Genomic DNA, 23,992 nt, shown 5'->3' with positions numbered 1-23,992 from the left:
GTCGTCGACCATGTCTGCCGCCCCGCTCGACCGCGATTTCGGCCGGCGCATCGACTGCGTCATCGACGCGGCCATCGAAGAGCAGCGCGTCGTTGGCGGTGTGATCCTGGTCGCCCAGCGCGGCGACACGCTCTATCGCCGCGGCTTCGGCCTCGCCGACCGCGAGCAGGGCAAGCCGATGACCGAGGGCACCATCTTCCGGCTGTCATCCGTGACCAAGCCGATTGTCGCCGTGGCGGCGCTGGCGTTGGTCGAGGCCGGCCGGCTCGCTCTTCACGATCCGGTCGCCAAATTCGTCCCCGAATTTCGCCCCAGAATGCCGAACGGCGAAGAGAAGGTGATCACGGTTCGGCAATTGCTCACACACACGGCTGGCCTCGCTTATGGCTTCGCCCAGCCGACCGGAAACGCCTATGAGCGCGCCCGCGTCTCGGACGGCCTGGACCAGCCTGGACTGTCCATGGCCGACAACCTCGCGCGCATCGCTTCAGTGCCGCTCGCCTATGCGCCGGGCACGCGCTGGGCCTATTCAGTGGCGATAGACGTGCTGGGTGAGATCATGGCCAGGGCAGCCGGGGTCTCGCTGCCGGATCTCGTCGATCGCCTGGTCGTCGAACCGCTCGGCATGAGCGACAGCGGCTTTGGCGTGCGCGACGAGAATCGTTTGGCGACCCCTTACGCGGACGATCCGTCCGGACCTGTCAGGATGGGCGAACATCATCTTGTGCCTTTTGGCGACGGCCTGATCTCCCTGGCTCCGGCACGTACCTTCGACCCGGCGTCGTTTGCTTCGGGCGGCGCCGGCATGAATGGCACCGCGGCCGATGTGCTGACATTCCTCGAAACGATTCGAACCGGCGGAGGGGCCGTCGTTCGCCCGGAAACCACCAGGGCAATGACGGCCGACGCTATCGCCGGCATCGAGACGACAAGAGCCGGCTGGGGTTGGGGGCTGGGCTTCGCTGTCCTGCGCGACCCGGCCGCCGCGCAGACGCCGCAGGCCCGCGGCACATGGCGATGGGGCGGTGTCTATGGTCATTCCTGGTTCGTCGATCCGACGCGCGACCTGACCGTGGTCTTGCTTACCAACACCGCGATCGCCGGCATGGCCGGTGCGTTTCCGGATGCGGTGCGCGACGCGATTTACGGCGTCTAGAACGATGAGCGAACCGCCGCGGGTATGCCGGCGACGGTTCGAATTCAGGCTAAAGCAGCGTGCCGCGGAGGATCACCAGCGCCACCGAGAAGTAGATCACCAGCCCGGTGACATCGACCAGCGTGGCGACGAATGGCGCCGAGGCGCTCGCCGGGTCGAAGCCGATGCGCTTCAGCGCGAAGGGCAACATGGATCCGGACAGCGAGCCGAAGGTGACGATGCCGATCAGCGCCGCGCCCACCGTTGCGGCGATCAGCAGCCAGTGCGGACCGTAGTCGTAGAAGCCGAAATACTGCCAGAGCGTGATGCGACAGATGCCGACGACGCCGAGGATCGAGCCGAGCACAAGGCCGGTCGGCAACTCGCGCAACGCCACCCGCCACCAGTCGCCAAGGCCGATCTCGCGCAACGCCAGCGCGCGGATGACGAGCGACGTCGCCTGCGAGCCGGAATTGCCGCCGGAGCTCATGATCAGCGGGATGAACAGCGTCAGCACGATCGCCTTCTCCAATTCGCCTTCGTAGCTCTGCATGGCGTTGGCCGTCAGCATCTCGCTGAGGAACAGCGCGCAGAGCCATCCCGCGCGCTTCTGGATCATGGCGAGGAAACCCATCTTCATATAGGGTTCGTCGAGCGCTTCCATGCCGCCGAAACGATGCACGTCCTCGGTCGTCTCCTCGATCATCGTGTCGATGATGTCGTCGATGGTGACGATGCCGAGGATCTTGCCGTGGTCGACCACCGGCAGGGCGAGCAGGTCGTATTTGGAGATGGTCTGGGCCAGGTTCTCGCGATCGGTCAGCGGCGTCACCGTCACCGGCATGCGATCGGGCGCCACCGACAGGATCGAATCCTCGGCGTTGCCGGTGATCAGCCGGCGCAATCCGGTGGAGCGCAGCAGAAGCTGCGTCTCCGGATCGACGATGTAGATGGCGTAGATGGTTTCGCGCGTGCGCTCGACCTTGCGGATGTAGTCGAGCGTGCGCCCGACGGTCCAATCCGAAGGCACGCTGACGAATTCCGTCGTCATGATCGAGGCGGCACTGCCTTGTGGATATCCCAGGATGGAAAGCAGCGTCGTGCGCAGCGGCGGGGCCAGAGCGCCGAGCAGCTCCGAGCGGGCCGGCTCGTCCAGCTCGCGCAGAATGTCGGCGGCGCGGTCGACCGACATGGCGGTCAAAAGCTTGCTCGCCTTCGGACGCGGCAGGGCTTCCGCGAGCTCCGGCGCGGCTTCGAGTTCCGGCTGGTCGAAAATCTCGACCAGCCGCTCGAATGGCACCGCGCAGAGCAGCTCGATGGCCGTCTCGCGAGGTTCGTGGTTGAGGGCCTCGACGACGTCGGCGACGTGGTCGTTGGCGAGTACACGGGCGACGGCGACAGCTTCGTCGTCCAATACGGGGGCGAATTCGTTCATGGCTCACTCCTTGCCGTCCGGCAGGACGTGAGCCGTCAGGTCACGTCAGGGCGGACGGCGGTTGCGTTCGACTGTGACTGTCGCCAGGCATGGCGGGTTGACCTTTCTGCTCGCGGGTTTCGGTTTGGGAATTCTGCGAGCGAGCGCAACATAGGAGCGGTTTCCGCCGAGTCAATCGCAAAGAGCGCCAAAACGGGCGCAGCGCGGGGGGATCGCGATACTGTGATCAAGAGCGCCGGACGCAGAGTCGCAACTCCGCCCAAGGGCTTGGCCTGATTGCTATTTCTGCTTCAGCCGGCGGAAGCGCAGCCACTTGTCCTCGGCTGGGCGAGGCGGCTGGGTGAGGATGGTCGTGAGCTCGCGCGGCAGGCTGGGGGCGAGCGGCTTCTTGGTCGCGACCGCATCGGCGATCGAGACCACGCTGTGGTAGAATTCCTCGCCGGACAGCGAGCGTGGCGGCACCGCTTCGTGCATCACGCTGATCACGGTGACGTGCGGGCAATTGTCCTTGATCGCCTGGTGGAAGGCGATCTTGCCTTCGGGATCGAGCGCGCCGGTCGCTTCATCGAGGAAGAGCAGCCCCGGCTGCTGCAGGATGATGCGCGCAACCACGAGCTTCTGCTTCTGGCCACCCGAAAGCACCTGATCCCAGATCTTGCCTTCGCGGCTCTCGTCGGCCAGGTGTTCGATGAAGTCGCCGAGGCCGGCTTTGTGCAACGCCGCCGCCACAAGCGTGTCGCTGTGATCGCTTTCGGAACCCGGCAGGCAGACGAGCTGCTTCAGCGAGACCTGCTGCAGCTTGACCTCCTGCGCGGCATAGAAGCTCGTCACGCCTTCGGGGAATACGATGGTGCCGCGGCCGTAAGGCCACAGGCCATTGATCGCTTTGATCAAAGAGGTCTTGCCGCAGCCGGATTCGCCCTTGAGGAAGGTCCATTCGCCGCGGCGGAAGCGCAGGTTCGCGGCGCTGAGGAAAGGCGTTGCGTCCTCGCCCTGATGCGCCAGTTCGAGCTTCTGGATGGTCAGGCCGAAGACAGGGTTTTGGGTGGCGTAGCTGAAGTCGGAGCGGCCGGTCTGCTGATAGAATTCGCGTGGGCGCTGGACGTTCTCGATGGCGTTGGCGAGTTCGGTCACGCGCTGGCTGTTGGCCCGCAGCGTCGCAATCGCCGGCATCACATGGATGAACCACGAGCACTGGCTGATGAGCTGAGCGACCATTTCGGAGCCGGTGATATAACCTTTGTAGTCGAAGCGGTTGTGGATGAACGACACGAGCCCCGGTCCGTAGGCGACAATACGGGCACCGACGAAATTGTAGATCAGCTCGAACGACGTGTAGCTGGTGTTGACGATATTGAGCCGCCCCCAAGTTTTGTCGATATCGACATAGAGCCTGTCATGCATCGACTTTTGCACGCCCTCGCCATGCGAGGCTGCGACGTGGAAGCTGCGGCGCAGGAATGTCGTCAGTTCGCTGCGGTAGCTGCCCTCCGCCTGCTGCATGCGGACATTGAGCCGCTCGAGCAGACGCCCGAGCTTGACCGCGATCCAGGTGTTCAGCGGCACGTAAGTGGCGACGGCAAGGAAAGCCAGCACCGCGGTGCCGTAGCTGCCCAGGAATTCCAGCCCTTTGACCTCGACCGAGGACCCGATCAGGTTTTCGCCGATAAAGTAGAGCGACGTCGCCACGCCCAGCACGCCCATGGCGAGACCGATAGCGCCGCCGGTCATGTCCTTGATGGATTCCTGGATGCGCTGGTCGATGTTATCGGGTGCGACGATGCCGCCCGCGGCCGAACCATGCTGGGCATGGAAATGGGTATGGTTGCCGTCGAGCAGGGCCTGGTTGAATTGGTTGTTCAGCCAGCCGCGCCATTTCCGGTGCAAGGTCGTTGAAACGAGATTGCGCACGCCGGTGAAACCGGCATCCTTCAGCACAACCAGCAGCACCAGTATGCCGGCATTGGTCAGGATTGTCTGCAACGGGTGGGTGTTGGCCGCATCGTGGAGGAAGGCGATCGAATTGCCCAGCTCGCCCAACGCCACTGCGAACCAGACGCCGGCCTTGCTGGAAAGTGCCGTCAACAGCGCGATGACGAGGGTGAGCGTCCAGGCTTCCTTCCACCGGTTGGAGAACCAGTAGGCTCGCATCAGCCCCCAGAATGTACGCATCGACGATACCGGCGTCAGGGACGAGGTCTTTGCCTCGTTGGTTGTTTGCTCCGGTACTGTACGTCGCGGTCTACCGACCCCAGTCACGATCCCGCCCAAACCTTTCTTAGTTTTGTTACACAGGGTAACACCAATTGATCATTTTCCATTAATTTTCTGCCGGTGAATGTGAACAGGGTTACCCGCCGTGGCATGAAGGCCACAGAAGTCGGTGCCGAGCGGCGCGCCTGTCACGCTGATTTCGGCTTTTATTCCAGCGCGTTAAAGGCGATTGAGCCAACCAGCGGCAAGCTTCCCTTAGGGAAGGGAAAAACACGGGTTTGTGAACGAAAAAGAGGTGCTGGTCGGCCTCAATGACTACTGCGCCGTTACCGAATGCCCGAAAATTTACCGGCCGTCAGCTCTTCAGGCTTGCCCGATTCGACTATCCCGGAGGCGGCGAAATGGCCTGAGATTGTCTTGGTCGTCGCGTCGTATTTGTCGATGACAACCTCGCCGCCGCTGAAGCGGACATGGCCCACCATGGCACCGGAATCGAGGTTGAAATTGGCGCTGTTCGCCTTGGACCCGGTCTTGAGCTGATAGCTGCCGGCAAAGTCGTTCGGGCCTTCAGCGCCAGCATCGAATTGAAAGTCAGGGTCGGCGAGCCCTGTTCGGTTCCCGACAGGTTCAAAATCCGCTTGCCGGCCATTTGCATCGTCTGTGCCAGGGTGAAAGACGCCGCCCTCGGCGGACAGGCGCTACAATGACAATGGGGCCCCGAGGGCGGCGGCGCATTGACAGGAAAGCGAGCGGCGACTCTGAATGGCGCGATAACACTCAGCCCGCGGCGGTTTCCAGTTCGCCGCGCGCCTTGGCTTGGGCGACCTGGCGAATGGCGTCGGCGAGCGTGTCGGCATCCTGCGCGCCCATCACGGCATATTTGCCTTCAAGCAAGAAGCAGGGCACGCCGGTGATGCCCATGCGCGAGGCGGTGGCGATCTCGTTGCGCACGGCCTCGACATCGGCATCGGTCGGCAGCAGCGTCTCGACCACCGATGCATCCATGCCGGCCGCGCCGGCGGCTTGGGCGAGCACCGCATGGTCGCCGAGATTGGCGCCTTCCTCGAAATTCAGCTGGAAGAGGCGACGCACCAGCCGGTTCTGCACGCCCTCGCCGGCAGCGCCCGCCCAGCGGATGACCCGATGCGCGTCGAGGGTATTTGGCGCGACCTTGATGGCGCCAAAGGCGAAGCTGATGCCTTCAGCCTCGCCAAGCGGCTCGATGCGGGCATGGATCTGGCGGACGCGTTCCTCGCTGCCGAATTTGCCGAGCATATATTGGCGGCGATCCATGCCGCCGGGCGGGATGGTCGCATCGAGCTGGAATGGGCGCCAGCGGACATGCACTTCAACGTCGCTCGCGGCGGCAATGGCCTTGTCCAGCCGCTTCTGGCCGATGAAGCACCAGGGGCAGACGACATCGGACACCACATCGACGGTGATGGAGTTCTCGGCGCTCATGCTCGTCTCCTGTTTGGTCGCGGTTGGGTTGAGCTTGCGTCAGTTGGGCTTTCGCCACCAGGTCGGCAGCTGATAGCCGAATATGGGGGTCTTTTGCGGATGTTCCAGATAGCTCCAGTAAGCGAGCCATTGCTGGGTGTTGTATTGCATCGGCACGATATAGTTGCCCGAGATCAGCAGCCGGTCGAGGACGCGCACCGCAGCGACATAGTCTTGCTTGGTGCGGGCGTTCAGCATCGCGTCGATCGACGCGTCGATCGCCGGATCGGCGACCCCTGCGAGATTGAACGATCCTTCCGTCTTCGCGGCGACCGATCCCCAGCGGCCGACCTGCTCGCTGCCGGGCGACAACGAATTGCTGAAGCCGCTGGTGCCGATCAGCACCTCGAAGTCGTAGCGCTGCTTGCGCGACTGGATCTGGTCGCCGTCGAGCGTGCGGATGCCGACATCGATGCCGATCTTTTCCAGCGTGCGCTGGTAGATGGCGGCCAGCCGCTCCTCATCCTGCGATGAGGTCAGGATCTCGAAGCCGAAAGGGTCGCCCTGCGGGTCGAGCAGCTTGCCGTCCTGCACGTGGAAGCCCGCGCTCTTCAGCAATTCGAAGGCGGTTTTGAGCACCTTGCGATCCTGGCCCGAACCATCCGTCACGGGCGGACGCCAGGTTCCATCCATCACGTCCGGCGGCACGCGGCCGGGGTAGGGGGCAAGCAGCGCCTTCTCCCGTTCGTCCGCCGGATGGCCGAGCGCGGACAGCTCGGAGTTCTGCCAATAGCTCATGGTGCGGTTGAACTTGCCGCCGAACAGGTTCTTGTTCGCCCATTCGAAGTCGTAGAGCATGCCGAGCGCGCGCCGCACGACCGGATTGGAAAACTTCGGCAGCCTGGTGTTGAAGAGGAAGCCGGTGACGACAGGGGGAATGCCGGTATTGAAATATTCTTCCTTCACATCGCCCCTTCGGAAGGCCGGAAAGTCGATGTCGCGCTCGCGCTTGACGGGATCGGTCTCGTCATCGAGGGCGCAGATTCCTTTCTTGAATGCCTCCGTCTTGGCATTGGCGTTGAGAAAGTACTCTATGGTGATCCGGTCGAAATTGTCGAAGCCGCGCTTCGACGGCACGTCCTTGCCCCAGTAGTCAGGATTGCGCTTGAAGACGATGCGCTGGCCTGGCTGCATCTTGTCGACGACATAGGGCCCGCTGCCGATCAGTGGTTTTAGCGTCGTCTTGTCGAACGTGTCCTTGTCGAAGGCATGCTTCGGGACGATCGGCGTTAGCGCGATGATCAGCGGGAATTCGCGATTGGCCTTGTCGTTGAAGGTGAATTTCACGCTGTGGTCGCCGGTCTTCTCCAGCTTGGCGACCATGCTCATGCGGTCGCTGTAGGGCGGGCGGCCCTTGTCTTTGAAAACGTCATAGGTGAACAGCACGTCCTCCGGCGTCACCGGCTGGCCGTCCGACCACTTTGCGCTGGGGTTGAGGTGGAACTCGATGCTCTTGCGCTCCGGATCCATGTCGGCGCTGTCGGCAAGCAGTCCGTAGAGACTGAAAGGCTCGTCATAGTTGCGCTGCATCAGCGGCTCGAAGACGAGATTGCCGTAAACGGTGTCGATCATGCCGCGCGCCGTGGTGCGCAGGCTTTTCAGGATGAATGGGTTGAGGTTGTCGAAAGAGCCGACGACGCAATAGGTGACGTTTCCGCCTTTCGGGGCGTCCGGATTGACGTAGTCGAAATGCTGGTAGTCGGGCGGCAGCGCCGGCTCGCCTTGCATGGCGATGCCGTGCTTCGGCTCCGACTGTGCCGGAAGGAGCGAAAGAGCCAGAAACGAGGTCGCGGCGATCAGCCGAACGAGAACGCGGTCCATGACCATCTCCTTGCCGGGCGGCTTTGTGATTCGCCATGCACCCTAGAGCATTTCGTTACCCGATTGAATCGGCGGCCAAAGCGAATCGGGTTCGGCCGGTGACGCTCGCCGTCGGGGTATGAAACCACGAAGAAATCGCGGAAACCGGGCTGGATTCGGGGCCGCCGGCAGTGTAACACGCGCTCCGAAGTCATCCTGTTGCCTCATTTGGGCAACAGGTAGCTGGACCACACGGCACGAAGAAGCCGGTCCCCGGGATCATTTGAGAGGAAAGTGCACCATATGACGATCAACGCGTACCGCCTTTCGGTGCTGGCCGCAGGCGTGGTCGGCGTTCTGGGCGCCGGGCTTTTCACCGCCTCGGCTCAGCAGCAGCCACAGATCCCCCAGGGTTGGTTCAAGGCCTGCACCAAGCAGGAAGACGTCGACATCTGCAATGTGCAGAACATCGTCACCGCCGGCAACGGCCAGCTCGTCACCGGCGTCAGCCTAATCGAGCTCAAGGGCAAGGTGAACCGCAAGGTCTTCCAGGTCACGGTTCCGACCGGCCGTCTCGTTCCCCCCGGCATCGCCCTGCAGATCGATGCCGGCAAGGCGCAGAAGCTCGACTATGTGATCTGCTTCCCGGATCGTTGCGTTGCGGAAGTGCCGCTGAGCGACCAGCTCATCGCGTCCTTCAAGAAGGGGCAGGGGATCACGTTGACGTCGATCAACTTCCAGAACCAGCCAAATCCGATCAAGATCGCGCTCAGCGGCTTCAGCGGCGCCTATGACGGCCCGCCGCTGCAGCAATCGGACATCGAGGACCGGCAGAAGAAGCTGCAGGACTTCGTTGCCAAGAACAATCAGGATTTCGCCAAGAAGCTCAAGGACGAGCAGAACAAGGCCAAGACCGCGAACTGATCGCCGAGCGCCTTCCGGGAAAGAAAAAGCGGGGCAGGTCGCCCCGCTTTTTTATTGTCGCCGCCACGTCCGATGTCTCGACGCGAACGGAAAGCCGTTCACACCGGCAATGTTTCAGAGCTTCAGTGCTTCGACTGACGCTTGGGCTCGTAGCGGCCGTCCGGCAACTTGTCGAACATCTCGCCGATCTGCGGGTGCCGCACCGGCTCGCCGGACCGGTCCTCGAGCAGGTTCTGCTCGGACACATAGGCGATGTATTCGGTCTCCGAATTCTCCGCCAGAAGATGGTAGAATGGTTGGTCCTTGCGCGGACGCACGTCGGCGGGAATGGCTTCGTACCATTCCTCGGTGTTGGCGAATTCGGGATCGACGTCGAAGATCACGCCGCGGAACGGAAACAGCCTGTGGCGAACCACTTGTCCGATTGCGAATTTGGCCGTTTTCATATCGCTCACCATCGGGCGCCCTTGCTCGACGCAAAAAGCCCCCTAACATCTTGAAATTACGCGCTCTGCCGCCAAAAATCGACTCCGACTTTTGGGTGTTGCCTATTTGCACGGGCGCTGCCTCAATTCAACGCCGCGAAGGCGCCGAGCCAACCGTTTCACACGTTTCGGCTTCTGCTCTAATGCCCGGCCTGTCTGCGCCAACCGCCGGCGATCGCGCGAAAGCCGCTGCCGGGCCGCAATCCCTCGCGCATGAAGAAGGCGCGCAGCGGCGCGAAGGAGCCCAGCGCATTGAGACCGGCGCTGCGCGCCAGTTGCGCCGGCAGCATGTCGGACAGCAGCGACATGTTGAGCAGGTTCACCGCGCCGCTGCGCGCCCAAATGTCGGGACGGCGCCTGATATCATAGGCGGCGAGAGCCCTGCGCGAGCCGGGGTCGTCGCGGTTTTCGCTGGCGATTCCAATCAGATCGTCGATATCCCTGATGCCAAGGTTGAGGCCTTGGGCACCGATTGGCGGAAACACATGCGCAGCCTCTCCGACCAGCGCCACACGGTTTTGCGCGAAGCGGCCGGGCGAAGCCGCCGACAAGGGATAGACTTGGCGACCAGGCTCCACCGAAACCCGGCCAAGCATCGACTGCATCTGCTCCTCGATACGTCCGGACAAGGTTGCGTCGTCGAGTGCCGCAAGTTCCTGTGCCGTCTCCGGTTTCACCACCCAGACGAGGCTCGAGCGCCTGCCCGGCAGCGGCACCTGCGTGAACGGCCCCATCTCGGTGTGGAATTCGGTCGAAACGAAGCCGTGCTCACTGCGATGGCCGAAATTGAGGACGAGCGCCGACTGCGGATAGGGCCGCGCGGAGGCGCGGATACCGGCGGCTTCCCGAGCCGGAGACAGGCGACCGTCGGCTGCGACCGCCAGCGACGCGGAGACTTCGCTGCCGTCGGCCAACCGGGCATGGGCCCGATCGGCGTCGAGGCGCCATGATTCAACGATGGATTTCAGCCATTTGACGCCGCCATGAGCTGAGACGGCCCTGGCGAGGATGGGGATAAGAACTTTGTTTGGGAGATTGAGCCCGAACTGCTCCTCGCCGATCTCGCTGGCGCGAAATGTCACGGTTGGACTTCGGATCAGCCGCCGGGTGGCGTCGACGATTCGCATCACTTTGAGCGGTGCGGCCTGCGGCGCCAGTTCGGCGAGAACGCCCAGCCGGTCGAGGACTTTCAGCGCCGGATTCATGAGGGCCGTGGTGCGGCCATCGGCGCTGTTGGCATCCGGGCCGACCAGCGCCACGTCGAAGCCGGCTCCGGCGAAGCCGAGCGCCGCGATCAGGCCGGCCGGACCGCTGCCGGCAACCAGGATGCGGGCTTTGTCGTTGTGCTCCACGCCGGGCTTCCACGATAAGAGGCAGACCCGTCGGGAGAGACCACCCGTCGAGCCTATATCGCGGATATAGGTCAGATCAGCCGGCTTGATCAACGTGGCGATTCAGCCCATTCGATTGCAATGAGCAGCCAGGAGCATGATTTCAGCCATCTCGACCGCGCCGGCCGCGCGACGGCGGGCGTGGCGCGCAACCCACGCTTCGCGGTCATGCTTACAATCGGCATCGGCATCGCCTTCGCCTGGTTTCTTCTCGGCGCGATGGCGATCCGCGGCGCTGAAAGTCGCCTTGTCGGGGCACCGGGCGACACGCTGCTGAAAAATCTGCCGAGTCTGCCGTTGCCGGATTTTCTGGACCGGTTCTTCGCGCTTTGCCTTGCGCCGTCGCCGCTTGCCGGCCCGACCGGCATGCAAGCGCCAGCACTTGTGCTGCTGTGGTTCCTGATGGCCGTGGCGACGATGTTGCCTTCGGCGGCGCCGCTGATCCGCACCTATTGCGAAATCGCCGACACGGCCAGAATCAAGGGCGAGCCGAGCGTTCATCCGCTGGTGCTTGTTTGCGGATACCTCACCACCTGGCTTGGCGCATCCGTGGCTTTCGCAGTGTTGACACTCGCGGTCTACGCCTTTGCCAATTCCGGCCGGATGCTCGATCCTGCCGTCGGCTTCGCCGGCGCTGCCACGCTCATCGTTGCCGGCTTCTATCAATTCAGCGGCCTGAAACAGGCATGCCTGGACAAGTGCCGCAACCCGTTCTCGATCCTGTTCGCCAACTGGAGCGCCAAACCGGGCCGCATCTTCCGTTTGGGCGTGGAGCAGGGCGTGTGGTGCCTCGGTTGCTGCTGGGCGCTGATGCTGGTGATGTTTGCCGTCGGCGCGATGAACGTCTTCTGGATGGCGTTGATCGGCCTCTTCACCCTGATCGAAAAACAGACCACCGGCAGGGTGGCCAGCCGGGTTGCCGGTGCGATACTGCTTGTGTGGGCGGCTGCCCTGCTATTAGTTTCGGCGTAAGGGGAGAATTCGATGACCGACCAAAGCTGGGCAATGAAAGGGGAGCTGGTACTCTCCTGCAATTGCACGGTTTTCTGTCCCTGTGTGCTGTCGCTCGGCAGCCATCCGCCGACCGAAGGCTACTGCCAGACCTGGGCGGGATTCCGCATCGACGCGGGGCATTTCGGCGAGGTCGACCTTTCGGGCCTCAATCTCGGGCTGGTGATGGAAATCCCCGGCTATATGAGCCGCGGCAACTGGAGCGCCGGCCTGTTCATCGACAAGCGCGCCTCGGTGTACGCGGTGAAGGCGTTGACGAAGATATTCACCGGCAAGGCCGGCGGCACCACGTCGCTGCTTTCGATCCTGGTCGGCAAATTCCTCGGCGTCGAGCAGGTGCCAATCACCTACGAGACGCGTGACAAGACGCGCGTTTTCCAGATACCGAAGATCATCGATGGCGCGGTGACGCCTATACAAGGCAAGGACCGCGAGAAGGAAACGGTGATCACCAATTCCGAATATTGGATCGCGCCGGAAATCATCGTGGCGAAGTCCGACAAGAGCAAGATGCGCGCCTTCGGCCGCAACTGGAATTTTGCCGGCCGCTCGGCCGAAATCTGCAAGCTGGACTGGCGGGGACCGTGAGCAAGAACACAGGGGCCAGGAAGGCGGCGAAGAAGTTCGCGGAGCGGCTCCCGCTGCCGAAAAAGAAGGTGACGTGGCCGCAGGCGCGCGCGTTCTCCGTGCATTTGCTTACCGCGTCAGGATCGTTCCTCGCGTTCCTGTCGCTGGTGGCGGCGAGCGAAGAGCGCTGGACGGCGATGTTCTGGTGGCTGGGACTGGCCCTGTTCGTCGACGGCATCGACGGCCCGATCGCCAGGAAGCTCGAGGTCAAGGAGATCCTGCCGACATGGTCGGGCGAACTCCTCGACAACATCATCGACTACGTCACTTACGTGCTCATTCCCGCCTTCGCGCTGTATCAGCGCGGCTTCATGGGCGAGAACCTGTCCTTCCTGTCGGCGGCCATCATCGTCGTCTCCAGCGCGATCTACTATGCCGACACCGGCATGAAGACGAAGGAGAACTTTTTCAAAGGATTCCCGGTCGTCTGGAACATGGTGGTTTTCACGCTCTTCGTCATCGAGCCGGGGCAATGGGTTTCCTTTGCCGTGGTGGTGGTTGCCGGCATCTTGACCTTCCTGCCGATCAACTTCATCCATCCGGTGCGCGTGGTTCGGCTCAGGCCGCTCAATCTCGGCATGACGCTTTTGTGGTGCGCCTTCGGCGCGCTGGCCCTGGCGCAGGCGGCGCTTGCTGCCTTCTATGACAAGATCGGCGTGCTCGGCGAGCAGGTCGGCGACTTTACCAAGATCGGCATCACGATCACCGGGCTCTATCTCGCCTGCATCGGGGGCGTCATGCAGATGTTTCCCAATCTTGGCGCCAAGAAGTCCTGACCCTGGATCAGGATAATTTTTGATTGCATCGTCATGCTGACCTAGCTGTCTATCGGAGCGTGATCTTTTCCGAAATCGGTTCTCCCTTTCGGGATCATGCCCCAGATCCTGTCCGTACCCTCCAGAGAGTTGAGCGATGTCCAAGGCAATCCGCATTCACGCCCACGGCGGCCCTGAGGTCCTGACTTACGAGGATGCCGACCCCGGCCGGCCCGGAGAAGGCCAGATCCTGATCCGGCACACCGCGATCGGCCTCAACTTCATCGACGTCTACCACCGTTCCGGGCTTTATCCGCCGCCAGGCGGCTTTCCGCTGATCCCAGGCGGCGAGGCGGCGGGCGTCGTCGTGGCGCTCGGCACCGGCGTCGACTGGCTGAAGCCCGGCGACCGCATCGCCTATGCCGTCAATGTCGGGGCCTATTGCGAGCAACGGGTGATCGCCGCCGAGCGCGTGGTCAAGGTGCCGGACGGCATCAGCGACGAGCAGGCCGCGGCGATGATGCTGAAGGGAATGACGGCCGAATATCTCTTGCGCCGCACGTTTCCCGTGAAGGCCGGCGACACGATCCTCTACCATGCGGCTGCCGGCGGCGTCGGCCTGATTCTCGGCCAATGGGCAAAGCATCTCGGCGCGACCGTCATCGGCACCGCGAGCTCCGCCGAGAAGATCGAGCTCGCCCGGGCGCATGGCTTCGATCACGTCATCAACTACAAGGAGCAGGATTTCGTCGCCGGCGTTGCGGCGCTTACCGGCGGCAAAAAATGCGATGTCGTCTACGATTCCGTTGGCGCGGACACTTTCCCGGCATCGCTCGATTGCCTGCGGCCGCTCGGCATGTTCGTCAGCTTCGGCCAGTCGTCCGGACCGATCCCGCCTTTCTCCGTATCGCTGCTGGCACAGAAAGGCTCGCTCTATGCGACCCGGCCGACGATCTTCGTCTACAACGCCAGGCGCGAGGATCTTGTGAAGTCGGCTGAAGCGCTTTTCGACGTGGTCAAGAGCGGCGCCGTCGAGATCAAGATCAACCAGCGCTATGCGCTGAAGGACGCGGCAAAGGCGCAGACGGATCTCGAGGCCCGCAAGACGACGGGAACGAGCATCCTCATTCCCTAAAGCGTTTCACCGTTCACGGTGAAACGCTCAAATCCCTTTATTCTGTTGCAATTCCGGACGGAAAACCGCTTCACACTCTTCGGCATCATGCTCCGGCCGACTGCCTTTTTTTCAGTGGCTTGCCGCGTCAGAAGGCGCAGCTCACCTGAAAAACCGCTCCGGCTTTGCCGGCGTTCTCAACAGGGCTATGTTACCCCTTGAGTTTCCGCTGAAATTCTTGAAGCTCTTTCAAGTAGGGTGCTGCTTTCCGATGGGAGCCGGCCGCGCATACCATGCTTTCGGGAACACAGAACATGTCCGGGAAACTGGATGGGAGGCACTGTGAGTGCAAATCATGACGGGGCGAACCTGCTCGAGGTTCGTGGCCTTACCAAGATTTTCGGCACGCTGACCGCGTGCAATCACATTGATCTGAACATTGCCAGGGGCGAGATCCACGCGTTGCTTGGCGAGAACGGCGCCGGCAAGTCGACGCTGGTCAAAATGCTGTTCGGATCGCTCGAGCCAAATGCGGGCGAGATCTTCTGGGACGGCATGCCGGTCAAGATCACCAGCCCGGGCGTGGCGAAGAAGCTCGGCATCGGCATGGTGTTCCAGCATTTCTCGCTGTTCGAGGCGCTGACGGCGGCCGAGAACATCGCGCTTTCGCTCAATGATGGTTCGCCGATCAGCACGATTGCCGCGAAGGCGAGGGCGCTTTCCTTCAGCTACGGCCTGCCGCTCGATCCGGAATCGCTGGTCGGGGACCTCTCCGTCGGCGAACGCCAGCGCATCGAGATCATCCGCTGCCTGCTGCAGACGCCGCAACTGATCATCCTCGATGAGCCGACCTCGGTGCTGACGCCGCAGGAAGCCGACAAGCTGTTCGAAACGCTGGAAAGGCTGCGCTCGGAAGGCAAGTCGATCCTCTATATCTCGCACCGGCTGGAAGAGGTCAAACGCATCTGCGACCACGCCACGGTGCTGCGCCACGGCAAGGTTGTCGGCCACTGCAATCCGCGCCAGGAGACCGCCGCATCGCTGGCCCGCATGATGGTCGGCAGTGAGGTGAAGGCCGTGGTGCGCGCGCCGGCGGAAGGCATCGACACCGCGCCGGCATTGCTGGAGATCCGCGGCCTTACCCGCAAGCCGGCGACGCCCTTCGCCATTCCGCTCAAGAACATCAACCTCGCCGTGCGTGCCGGCGAAGTGATCGGCATCGCCGGCGTCGCCGGCAACGGCCAGGGCGAGTTCTTCGAATCCGTCTCCGGCGAAGTGCTACAGCAGGATGCCGGTTCCGTGCGCATTCGTGGCAAGGACGCCGGAGGCCTGTCGATCACCGGCCGCCGGCTGATGGGGGCAGCCTTCGTGCCGGAAGAGCGCCTCGGCCATGGTGCTGCGCCGCGCATGAAGCTTTCGGAGAACCTGCTGCTTTCTCGCCACGCCACCGACGGCAAGGCTTTCGTTGGCTCGGGCGGCATGGTCAAGAACGGCGCCGTCTATAGCGCCGCCCAGCGCATCATCACAGCCATGGATGTGCGCAAGAGCGCGCCGGACCCTGAGGCGGCGGCGCTATCGGGCGGCAATCTTCAGAAATTCATCGTCGGCCGCGAGCTCGACCGCAAGCCGAGCGTGATGGTGGTCAACCAGCCGACCTGGGGCGTGGATGCCGGCGCCGCCGCTCACATCCGCCAGGCGCTGATCGAGCTTGCTCGCAGCGGTTCCGCGGTCCTCGTCATTAGCCAGGATCTCGACGAGTTGTTCGAACTGTCGGACGCGATTGCCGTCATGCACAACGGAGAACTGTCGACCCCGCTGCCGATCGCCGAGGCGACTTTCGAGAAGGTCGGCCTCTTGATGGGCGGCGCCGAGCCCGGCCATGCCGAACACAGCCTGGAGGTGGCATGATGCGCATCGAACTGATCAAACGTCCGCAGCGCTCGGCGCTGTTCTCGGTGCTGTCGCCTTTCATCGCCTTCGTGCTGACGATGATCGCCGGCGCGGTTCTCTTCGCATTGCTCGGCGTCAATCCGTTCAGTGCCTTCGAGATCTATTTCGTCGAGCCGGTCAGCCAGGTCTGGCAGTTGCATGAGCTGGCGATCAAGGCAGCACCCCTCATCCTGATCGCGGTCGGCCTGTCGGTCTGCTACAGGGCCAACATCTGGAACATCGGCGCCGAGGGCCAGTTCATTTTCGGCGCCATCTTCGGCTCGATCATCCCGGTGCTGTTTCCCGGGTTCGAAGGCCCGCTGGTGCTGCCGCTGATGCTTTTGCTCGCTATGTTTGGCGGCGCGCTCTATGCATCCATCCCGGCGCTTTTGAAGACACGCTTCAGCACCAATGAGATCCTGACCAGCCTGATGCTGGTCTATGTCGCGCAGCTCTTCCTCGACTGGATGGTGCGCGGCCCGTGGCGCGATCCGCAAAGCCACGGTTTTCCGCAGACCATCCAGTTCGGCGATTCGGCCGTGCTGCCGGAGCTGATGCCCGATGCCGGCCGCGCCAACTGGGGCTTCGTCTTCGCACTGGTTGCCGCCGTGCTGGTCTGGCTGATGATGAGCCGCATGCTGAAAGGCTTCGAGGTGCGCGTGCTGGGGTCGAGCCCAAGGGCAGGGCGCTTCGCCGGCTTCGGCTTCAGCCGGATGGTGTTCTTCGCCTTCCTTCTGTCCGGGGCGCTGGCCGGCCTGGCGGGCATCTCGGAGGTTTCCGGCGCCATCGGCCAGCTGCAGCCTGTGATCTCGCCCGGCTACGGCTTCACCGCCATCATCGTCGCCTTTCTCGGTCGGCTCAATCCGCTGGGCATCGTGGCCGCGGGCCTGGTGCTGGCGCTGACCTATCTCGGCGGCGAAGCGGTGCAGAGCGCGCTCGGCATCTCCGACAAGGTGGCGCGCGTCTTCCAGGGCATGCTTTTGTTTTTCGTGCTCGGCTGCGACACCCTCATCCACTACCGCATCCGCCTGGTCGGCCTGGCGCTGACGAAGCCGAATGGCGCGGCCGATCTCGAAGCAGCGCCGAAGCTCGAGGAGGCCCGCTGATGGACATCACCGTCAACATCCTTTTGACCATCGCGACCGCCGCGACGCCGCTTTTGATCGCGGCGATCGGCGAGTTGGTCGTCGAGCGCTCCGGCGTGCTCAATCTCGGCGTCGAGGGCATGATGATCATGGGTGCGGTCGGCGGCTTCGGCGCCGGCTACCTCACCGGATCGCCCTGGATCGGCCTGCTTGCCGCCATCATTGTCGGCGCGCTGTTCTCGCTGCTGTTTGCCGTCATGACGCTGTCGCTGGCGACCAATCAGGTGGCGACCGGCCTGTCGCTGACGCTGCTCGGTCTCGGCCTGTCGGGCATGATCGGCACCAGCTTCGTCGGCCAGCCGGGCGTGAGATTGCCTAATCTCGACATTCCAGGGATCAGCTCGATCCCGGTCGTCGGCAGGCTGATCTTCGGCCAGGATCCGGTCTTCTACATCTCGATCGCACTCACCGCGGCGGTGATGTGGTTCCTGTTCAAGACGCGCACCGGCCTGACCCTGCGCTCGATCGGCGACAGCCATACGTCGGCGCACGCGCTCGGCATCAAGGTCATCCGCTACCGTTATCTCTCCGTGATCTTTGGCGGCGCCTGCGCCGGCCTTGCCGGCGGGCACCTGTCGCTGGTCTACACGCCGCAATGGGTAGAGAACATGAGCGCTGGCCGCGGCTGGATCGCGCTGGCGCTGGTGGTGTTCGCCTCGTGGCGTCCGTGGCGGGTGCTGGCCGGCGCCTATATCTTCGGCGCGGTTTGGATCGGCCAACTTCATGCACAGGCTTTTGGCATTCCCGTGCCTTCGCAGTTTCTTTCTTCGCTGCCCTATCTGGCAACCATCGTGGTTCTCGTTCTAATCTCGCGCAACAAGCGGCTGACGATGATGAACACGCCGGCTTCGTTGGGGCAGCCATTCGTTCCGGATCGTTGACGACAACAAAAAGACGGGAAGCTCCAAGGCTTAACTCAGAGAGGTAACACAATGAAAAAACTGCTTATTGCATTGATGACCACGGCTGCGGCGCTGTCGCTGGCGGCAACCGCCGAGGCCGCCGGCAAGCTGAAGGCCTGCTGGGTCTATACGGGTCCGATCGGCGACTTCGGCTATTCCTACCAGCACGATCAGGGCCGTCTCGAGGTCGAGAAAGCGCTCGGCGACAAGGTCGAGACCGCCTATCTGGAAAACGTCTCGGAAGGTCCCGACGCCGACCGCGCTTTCGAGCGTCTGGCGCGCGAGAACTGCAAGATCATCTTCGGCACCTCCTTCGGCTTCATGGATGCCGAGGTGAAGGTCGCCAAGAAGTTCCCCAAAGTGATGTTCGAGCATGCCACCGGCTTCAAGACCGGCCCCAATCTCGGCATCTACAACGCCCGTTTCTATGAAGGCCGCTATGTGCTTGGCCAGATCGCGGCGAAGGAATCGAAGAAGGGCCTTGCCGGCTACATCGTCTCCTTCCCGATCCCGGAAGTGGTGATGGGCATCAACTCCTTCATCCTCGGCGCGCAGTCGATCAATCCCGACTTCAAGGTCAAGATCGTGTGGGTGAACTCCTGGTTCGATCCGGGCAAGGAAGCCGACGCCGCCAAGGCGCTGTTCGACCAGGGCGCCGACATCATCGTCCAGCACACCGATTCCACGGCCGCCCTGCAAGTTGCGGAAGAGCGCAAGCTGCACGGTTTCGGCCAGTCGTCGGACATGATCAAGTTCGCGCCGAACGCGCAGCTGACCGCGCTGACCGACGAATGGGGCCCGTATTATATCAGCCGCGTCCAGGCTGCTCTCGACGGCACCTGGAAGCCGGACAATGTCTGGCTTGGCATCAAGGACGGCGCGGTCAAGCTCGCTCCGTTCACCAACATGCCCGACGATGTGAAGGCGATGGCGGAGGCCACGGAGAAGAAGATCGCCGGCGGCTGGAACCCCTTCACCGGTCCGGTGTCCAAGCAGGACGGCTCGCCGTGGCTGAAGGACGGCGAGGTTGCCGATGACGGCACGCTGCTCGGCATGAACTTCTATGTCAAAGGCATCGACGACAAGCTGCCGCAATAGGCCGCGCGGATGTTTCGAACTGGAGAGGGCGCCTCATGGCGCCCTCATTCGTTTGCAATATCGATCGGCAAGATTTTCCTGCCAAGGCGGAGCTGAGCTGGCCTTTTTGCCAGCCGACAAAGGAACGCAGAGGTCCTGAACGCCAGGTATTAAGATAAAAATCACTTCATATTTTTATGAATTCGCGCCGCTAAGAGATCGGCCCAATATTCGGTGGCGGATCCGTGACCGCTTTCACATACGACAGTGACCTTTACTTCCACGATGATCGTGCAAATCAGACGAAATCAGCTGGCGTGACACTCGCTCGCAGAAGGAGGTCTTATGCAATTGAATAAAAAACTTCTGGCAATTATCGGAAAACGCTTTCCCGCCATCTACGATGTCATCCCGCGCGGACCACAGGCTGGACTTGTGCGGGTCGCACTCAACCCGCAGCCGCTTCCGCCGCACGAACTGGGCGCCGCGGTCGCTGAGGAATTTGTCCGCTACGCCTGGGTGGCCGAGCGAGGCGGGCTCGATATGAAGGCGCTGGTGAGCGATCTCGACGACTGGTGCCCCACGCGACCGAAGATCCCGAAGCTTCCTCCGTGGTGGGGACCGTTTCCGGAGCCGGAGCCGCGCCCGGAGTGGTTCGTCGACTACCATTTAGGATTTGCCGCGCGGCTGTCGGCGGTCGCGGCCGACTCGACCGGCAAGCGCCTCGACGAGATACTCGATCAGGTGATCGACCGTTCCCTGGCTGCAATCGAGGCGATGAAGCTCTGACGAGACGCTGCCAGAACCAAAGGGCTGAGGGCGCCGCAGGGCGCCCTCTCCATCAGCATGGGTCGTCCGCCGGCTAAGTGTCAGCTTTGACGTTGAAGACGTTCATCCGCACCCGGTCGAAAGTCAGGAACGGCTGACGAGCGGTCATTCACCGCGCGGCCAACGGCGCGTTCTGGCTCCGGCGCTTCCATGGGTGTAGGGTTCTGCCATAAAGAGGCGCATATGGCGGTTCCCCCTCTCAATCGGAAGCTGCTGGCGATCCTGGCGGCCGATATGGTCGGCTACTCCAAGGCGATGGAGGCCGATGAGGCCGGCACCATTGAGCGATTGAAATCAGTTCGTGCCGAGCTATTCGACCCCGCCATCTCCCAGCACCATGGCCGCCTCATCAAGCTGATGGGAGACGGCGCGCTGGTTGTCTTCGAGAGCGTGGTCGACGCGGTTGCCTGCGCAGCGCAGATCCAAAGCGCGGCGGCGGCGCGCAATGCGGGAATGCCGGAGCCTGAGCGCACTGTCTTCCGTATCGGGATCAATCTGGGCGATGTGGCGCTGGTGGACGATGATGTCTATGGCGATGGCGTCAATGTCGCCGCGCGATTGCAGCAACTCGCTGATGCTGGCGGCGTCATCGTGTCGGGCACAGCCTTTGACCATCTGCAAGGCAAACTTGATTGGTCCCTCGATTTCGCTGGCGAGCAACAAGTAAAGAATATCACCCGTCCGGTGCGGATGTACCGGCTGAGGCTCGATAACAAGCTGCCGCGCTGGACCTTGCGTGAGGCGATGCCGGGCAGGGTTGGGGCGGCGGCGGCCATCGTGCTACTTGCTCTGCTGGGCGGCGGCGGGATATGGTGGTTCTTTCATTCAGCTGCTCTGGGTGCCAAGCCGTCGGTCGCAGTGCTGCCCTTCAACAACTTTGGCGGCGACGAGGCCACCGGCCGTCTGGCCGATGGCCTCACCGAAGACATCATCACCGATCTCGCGCAGTTTCCCGAACTCGACGTCGTGGCACGCAATTCGACGCAAGCGTACAAAGGCAAGTCGGTGGATGTCCGCCAGGTCGCGAGCGCGCTCGACGTCGGCTATGTGCTGGAAGGCTCGATCCAGCGCCAAGGCGATCGGCTGCGGATCACCGCGCAGTTGATCGATGCAAAAACCGGCAGCCATCTGTGGTCGGAGCGATGGGACAGACCTGCTGAGGACGTATTCGCCGTGCAAACCGAGATCGCCGAGCAGGTCACCAACCGCCTCGGCAACGGCGTGGGGCTGATTCAAGGAGCGGGGCGGGCTGCAGCGAAGCGCAAACGGCCGGACAACTTGACTGTCTATGACTACTATCTGCTCGGAACCGAAAGGATTGAAAAGATTACCGTAGCGGATGAGGAAGAGGCCATCAGGCTGCTCAACCTCGCTGTCGAGCTGGACCCGGAGTTCGCCCGCGCCTGGGTGGAACTCTATCATGCTCATAACATATTGGCTGGCTTCGGTATCAATCCCGAGAGCGAGATCAAGGCGGCTGCCGATGTGGCCGAACGCGCGGTGCGGCTTGATCCGAGCGACGCCGAGGCGCACGCGGTTTTTGGCATGAGCCTCAAAGACAAGGGCGACAACGCCCGCGCCAAGGTCGAGCTGGACACGGCCCTCCGCCTCGCTCCCGGTTCGGCCGAAATCCTGACATTCTATTCCGGCTTTGCGTCAGCCTTCGACGAACCCGAACGCGGCGCTCAGTTGGTCGACCAAGTCATACGGCTCGACCCGAATTACCCGATGTGGGCAACCGGTTTCTACTCCACTGCCTATTTCATGGCTGGCCGTTATGAGGACGCCTTGAAGATGCTGGAGCGCAAGACGACCGATAACTACGGCAAATGGGAGTGGATGATGCGTAGCAGCTCCTTTGCGGCTCTGGATCGAATCGATGAGGCGAATGCTTCGGTCAAGGAAACCCTCAAACGGTATCCGGACCTGACCGTCGAGGGCATGGTCAATGAATACAGCTTGAGCAAGACGGAGCGCGGTCGTTTCATCGAGATAATGCCGCTCGCCGGCTTTCCGCTTTGCGCCAAGCCCGAGGCACTGGCAAAGCTGGCCAAACCAGTGCGACTGCCGGAATGCGAGACGGGGGAGGCGCAGCCTCTCGGACAGCCATAGGACAGCTCGGCGCATAGGGAGACGTGAGCCGCTGATCGCCAGCGCGAACGGCGCGCGTAGCTAGGAAAGACCGCCGTACGTCGAAAGCGACAGTTCACTGGCCAAACGATGAATGGCGGGACGTGGCGCTTAGCGGACGCTTCGAACGGCGATCATGGCGCGCCGTTTAATTAGCCACAATGTTAGAAGTGTGTGCTCTCCGGCTATCAGACCGCCGATCCGTAAAGATCGTAGGCATCCGCGCGGTCGATCTTGACCGTGACGATGTCGCCGGCGCGCAGCGGCCGCCGCGACTGGATGTGCACCGACCCGTCGATTTCCGGCGCATCGTATTTGGTGCGACCCTTGCCGGAGGTGCCGTTCGCCTCGTCGATCAGCACCGGCAGGCGTTTGCCGACCTTCTTGGCGAGCTGCGATGCCGAGATCTTTTGCTGGCGCTGCATGAAACGGTGCCAGCGCGCTTCCTTGACCTCCTGCGGCACCTGCTCCAGGCCGAGATCGTTGGAACGCGCGCCCTTGACCGGCTCGTATTTGAAGCAGCCGGCGCGGTCGATTTTCGCTTCGTCCAACCAGTCGAGCAGCAGCTGGAAATCGTCTTCCGTCTCGCCGGGAAAGCCGACGATGAAGGTCGAGCGGATCGCAAGGTCGGGGCAGACGTCGCGCCAGCCGCGGATGCGCTCCAGCGTCTTTTCGCCATGGGCGGGGCGGCGCATGTTCTTCAGCACCTGCGGCGAGGCATGCTGCAAGGGGATGTCGAGATAAGGGAGGATTCTTCCCTCCGCCATCAGCGGAATGACGTCTGCGACATGCGGATACGGATACACATAATGCATGCGTACCCAGATGCCGAGCTTGCCGAGCTCCTCGGCAAGGTCGAGGAACTTCGCCCGCACCTCGCGGTCGCCGAACATGCTGGTTTGATATTTGATGTCGACGCCGTAGGCGCTGGTGTCCTGCGAGATGACGAGGATCTCCTTGACGCCCGCCTTGGCCAGCTTCTCGGCCTCGCGCAGCACATCCGCAGCGGGGCGCGAGACGAGATCGCCGCGCAGCGCCGGGATGATGCAAAAGGTGCAGCGGTTGTTGCAGCCTTCGGAAATCTTCAGATAGGCGTAGTGGCGCGGCGTGAGCTTCACGCCCTGCGGCGGCAGCAAGTCGATATAGGGATCGTGGCTGGGCGGAGCCGCTTCGTGCACGGCCGCCATCACGCTCTCATAGGCCTGCGGGCTAGTGATCGCGAGAACGTTCGGATGCTTCTCGCGGATCACGTCGGGCTCGGCGCCGAGGCAGCCGGTGACGATGACACGCCCATTTTCCGAAAGGGCCGAGCCGATGGCGTTGAGCGACTCGTCGCGCGCGGAATCGAGGAAGCCGCAGGTGTTGACCACGACAAGGTCGGCGCCGTCATGCTTGCGCGCGATCTCGTAACCTTCGGCGCGCAGCCGCGTGATGATGCGCTCGGAATCGACGAGCGCCTTCGGGCATCCAAGACTGACGAAACTGACGCGTGGGGCGGACATGAACTTGTTTTCCAAGAGGTGAGAGCGAGATCGAGGATTGAGCCTCAGGCTCTGCAGATCGATCTACGGCGCGTGGCTTCGAGCCATT

The 23,992-nt window shown here is 62.6% G+C and carries 20 protein-coding genes; 13 read left to right on the top strand and 7 right to left on the bottom strand.

Annotated elements, in window-relative coordinates; genetic code table 11:
• The first annotated feature begins 10 nt into the window (after positions 1-10).
• Positions 11-1,156 (top strand): serine hydrolase domain-containing protein, encoded by a 1,146-nt coding sequence (locus tag F3H96_RS22720; RefSeq protein WP_149803937.1) that lies wholly within the window; start codon positions 11-13, stop codon positions 1,154-1,156.
• Between the two features lie 49 nt (positions 1,157-1,205).
• Here F3H96_RS22720 and mgtE read toward each other — a convergent pair whose 3' ends face one another.
• Positions 1,206-2,570, bottom strand: a complete 1,365-nt coding sequence (gene mgtE / locus F3H96_RS22715) for a magnesium transporter (protein WP_149803936.1) — start codon at positions 2,568-2,570, stop codon at positions 1,206-1,208.
• Between the two features lie 279 nt (positions 2,571-2,849).
• Positions 2,850-4,742: an ABC transporter ATP-binding protein/permease gene (locus F3H96_RS22710; protein WP_188131501.1), complete on the bottom strand. Its 1,893-nt coding sequence runs from the start codon at positions 4,740-4,742 to the stop codon at positions 2,850-2,852.
• Positions 4,743-5,254: 512 nt separating this feature from the next.
• Between F3H96_RS22710 and F3H96_RS22705 the strand changes: the two genes are divergently transcribed.
• Positions 5,255-5,491 (top strand): hypothetical protein, encoded by a 237-nt coding sequence (locus F3H96_RS22705; RefSeq protein ID WP_149803934.1) that lies wholly within the window; start codon positions 5,255-5,257, stop codon positions 5,489-5,491.
• 70 nt (positions 5,492-5,561) lie between these two features.
• On the opposite strand, the gene F3H96_RS22700 is transcribed toward F3H96_RS22705, so the two are convergent.
• Complete coding sequence (locus F3H96_RS22700; protein ID WP_149803933.1) at positions 5,562-6,245, bottom strand: DsbA family protein; 684 nt, start codon at positions 6,243-6,245, stop codon at positions 5,562-5,564.
• Between the two features lie 39 nt (positions 6,246-6,284).
• Entirely contained in the window at positions 6,285-8,105 is a 1,821-nt protein-coding gene (locus F3H96_RS22695) for an extracellular solute-binding protein (protein ID WP_149803932.1), read from the bottom strand.
• A 282-nt stretch (positions 8,106-8,387) separates the two neighbouring features.
• Between F3H96_RS22695 and F3H96_RS22690 the strand changes: the two genes are divergently transcribed.
• Entirely contained in the window at positions 8,388-9,008 is a 621-nt protein-coding gene (locus tag F3H96_RS22690) for an invasion associated locus B family protein (RefSeq protein ID WP_149803931.1), read from the top strand.
• A 122-nt stretch (positions 9,009-9,130) separates the two neighbouring features.
• Here F3H96_RS22690 and hspQ read toward each other — a convergent pair whose 3' ends face one another.
• The gene (gene hspQ / locus F3H96_RS22685) at positions 9,131-9,454 is read right to left on the bottom strand and encodes a heat shock protein HspQ (RefSeq protein ID WP_188131500.1); all 324 of its coding nucleotides are present in this window, start codon (positions 9,452-9,454) and stop codon (positions 9,131-9,133) included.
• Between the two features lie 179 nt (positions 9,455-9,633).
• Positions 9,634-10,845 (bottom strand): UbiH/UbiF family hydroxylase, encoded by a 1,212-nt coding sequence (locus tag F3H96_RS22680; protein ID WP_149803929.1) that lies wholly within the window; start codon positions 10,843-10,845, stop codon positions 9,634-9,636.
• Between the two features lie 120 nt (positions 10,846-10,965).
• On the opposite strand from F3H96_RS22680, the gene F3H96_RS22675 reads away from it, so the two are divergent.
• From F3H96_RS22675 to F3H96_RS22630, 10 genes are all read left to right on the top strand, one after another.
• On the top strand, positions 10,966-11,856 hold the full coding sequence (locus tag F3H96_RS22675; RefSeq protein WP_149803928.1) for a DUF2182 domain-containing protein: 891 nt from the start codon (positions 10,966-10,968) through the stop codon (positions 11,854-11,856).
• 12 nt (positions 11,857-11,868) lie between these two features.
• Positions 11,869-12,483 (top strand): DUF1326 domain-containing protein, encoded by a 615-nt coding sequence (locus tag F3H96_RS22670; RefSeq protein WP_149803927.1) that lies wholly within the window; start codon positions 11,869-11,871, stop codon positions 12,481-12,483.
• Positions 12,480-13,298 carry a phosphatidylcholine synthase gene (gene pcsA, locus F3H96_RS22665; protein ID WP_188131499.1) on the top strand — a complete coding sequence of 273 codons (819 nt, stop codon included), beginning with the start codon at positions 12,480-12,482 and terminating at the stop codon, positions 13,296-13,298. The genes F3H96_RS22670 and pcsA overlap by 4 nt, the downstream gene beginning before the upstream one ends.
• Positions 13,299-13,434: 136 nt before the next feature.
• On the top strand, positions 13,435-14,412 hold the full coding sequence (locus F3H96_RS22660) for a quinone oxidoreductase (RefSeq protein WP_149803926.1): 978 nt from the start codon (positions 13,435-13,437) through the stop codon (positions 14,410-14,412).
• Between the two features lie 309 nt (positions 14,413-14,721).
• The gene (locus F3H96_RS22655) at positions 14,722-16,299 is read left to right on the top strand and encodes an ABC transporter ATP-binding protein (protein ID WP_188131498.1); all 1,578 of its coding nucleotides are present in this window, start codon (positions 14,722-14,724) and stop codon (positions 16,297-16,299) included.
• Positions 16,296-17,426, top strand: a complete 1,131-nt coding sequence (locus F3H96_RS22650; protein WP_149803924.1) for an ABC transporter permease — start codon at positions 16,296-16,298, stop codon at positions 17,424-17,426. The genes F3H96_RS22655 and F3H96_RS22650 overlap by 4 nt, the downstream gene beginning before the upstream one ends.
• Complete coding sequence (locus F3H96_RS22645) at positions 17,426-18,346, top strand: ABC transporter permease (protein WP_149803923.1); 921 nt, start codon at positions 17,426-17,428, stop codon at positions 18,344-18,346. The genes F3H96_RS22650 and F3H96_RS22645 overlap by 1 nt, the downstream gene beginning before the upstream one ends.
• 51 nt (positions 18,347-18,397) lie before the next feature.
• On the top strand, positions 18,398-19,465 hold the full coding sequence (locus F3H96_RS22640) for a BMP family ABC transporter substrate-binding protein (RefSeq protein WP_149803922.1): 1,068 nt from the start codon (positions 18,398-18,400) through the stop codon (positions 19,463-19,465).
• A 324-nt stretch (positions 19,466-19,789) separates the two neighbouring features.
• On the top strand, positions 19,790-20,233 hold the full coding sequence (locus F3H96_RS22635; protein ID WP_149803921.1) for a hypothetical protein: 444 nt from the start codon (positions 19,790-19,792) through the stop codon (positions 20,231-20,233).
• Positions 20,234-20,455: 222 nt separating this feature from the next.
• A complete protein-coding gene (locus F3H96_RS22630; protein ID WP_149803920.1) occupies positions 20,456-22,384 on the top strand; it encodes an adenylate/guanylate cyclase domain-containing protein in 1,929 nt (642 codons plus the stop codon).
• A gap of 206 nt (positions 22,385-22,590) precedes the next feature.
• Here F3H96_RS22630 and rimO read toward each other — a convergent pair whose 3' ends face one another.
• Complete coding sequence (gene rimO / locus F3H96_RS22625; RefSeq protein ID WP_149803919.1) at positions 22,591-23,904, bottom strand: 30S ribosomal protein S12 methylthiotransferase RimO; 1,314 nt, start codon at positions 23,902-23,904, stop codon at positions 22,591-22,593.
• Positions 23,905-23,992 lie beyond the last annotated feature (88 nt).

Source organism: Mesorhizobium sp. NFR06 (genome assembly GCF_900115245.1).
In the GTDB taxonomy this organism is placed as follows: Bacteria; Pseudomonadota; Alphaproteobacteria; order Rhizobiales; family Rhizobiaceae; genus Mesorhizobium.
This window is presented reverse-complemented; position numbering and strand designations above follow the sequence as displayed.

Bases quoted from the DNA above. Each gene is read 5' to 3' on its own strand.
- F3H96_RS22720 (WP_149803937.1), top strand. From the start codon at position 11: ATGTCTGCCGCCCCGCTCGACCGCGATTTCGGCCGGCGCATCGACTGC.
- mgtE (WP_149803936.1), bottom strand. From the start codon at position 2,570: ATGAACGAATTCGCCCCCGTATTGGACGACGAAGCTGTCGCCGTCGCC.
- F3H96_RS22710 (WP_188131501.1), bottom strand. From the start codon at position 4,742: ATGCGTACATTCTGGGGGCTGATGCGAGCCTACTGGTTCTCCAACCGG.
- F3H96_RS22705 (WP_149803934.1), top strand. From the start codon at position 5,255: ATGGCCCACCATGGCACCGGAATCGAGGTTGAAATTGGCGCTGTTCGC.
- F3H96_RS22700 (WP_149803933.1), bottom strand. From the start codon at position 6,245: ATGAGCGCCGAGAACTCCATCACCGTCGATGTGGTGTCCGATGTCGTC.
- F3H96_RS22695 (WP_149803932.1), bottom strand. From the start codon at position 8,105: ATGGACCGCGTTCTCGTTCGGCTGATCGCCGCGACCTCGTTTCTGGCT.
- F3H96_RS22690 (WP_149803931.1), top strand. From the start codon at position 8,388: ATGACGATCAACGCGTACCGCCTTTCGGTGCTGGCCGCAGGCGTGGTC.
- hspQ (WP_188131500.1), bottom strand. From the start codon at position 9,454: ATGAAAACGGCCAAATTCGCAATCGGACAAGTGGTTCGCCACAGGCTG.
- F3H96_RS22675 (WP_149803928.1), top strand. From the start codon at position 10,966: ATGAGCAGCCAGGAGCATGATTTCAGCCATCTCGACCGCGCCGGCCGC.
- F3H96_RS22670 (WP_149803927.1), top strand. From the start codon at position 11,869: ATGACCGACCAAAGCTGGGCAATGAAAGGGGAGCTGGTACTCTCCTGC.
- F3H96_RS22660 (WP_149803926.1), top strand. From the start codon at position 13,435: ATGTCCAAGGCAATCCGCATTCACGCCCACGGCGGCCCTGAGGTCCTG.
- F3H96_RS22655 (WP_188131498.1), top strand. From the start codon at position 14,722: ATGGGAGGCACTGTGAGTGCAAATCATGACGGGGCGAACCTGCTCGAG.
- F3H96_RS22650 (WP_149803924.1), top strand. From the start codon at position 16,296: ATGATGCGCATCGAACTGATCAAACGTCCGCAGCGCTCGGCGCTGTTC.
- F3H96_RS22645 (WP_149803923.1), top strand. From the start codon at position 17,426: ATGGACATCACCGTCAACATCCTTTTGACCATCGCGACCGCCGCGACG.
- F3H96_RS22640 (WP_149803922.1), top strand. From the start codon at position 18,398: ATGAAAAAACTGCTTATTGCATTGATGACCACGGCTGCGGCGCTGTCG.
- F3H96_RS22635 (WP_149803921.1), top strand. From the start codon at position 19,790: ATGCAATTGAATAAAAAACTTCTGGCAATTATCGGAAAACGCTTTCCC.
- F3H96_RS22630 (WP_149803920.1), top strand. From the start codon at position 20,456: ATGGCGGTTCCCCCTCTCAATCGGAAGCTGCTGGCGATCCTGGCGGCC.
- rimO (WP_149803919.1), bottom strand. From the start codon at position 23,904: ATGTCCGCCCCACGCGTCAGTTTCGTCAGTCTTGGATGCCCGAAGGCG.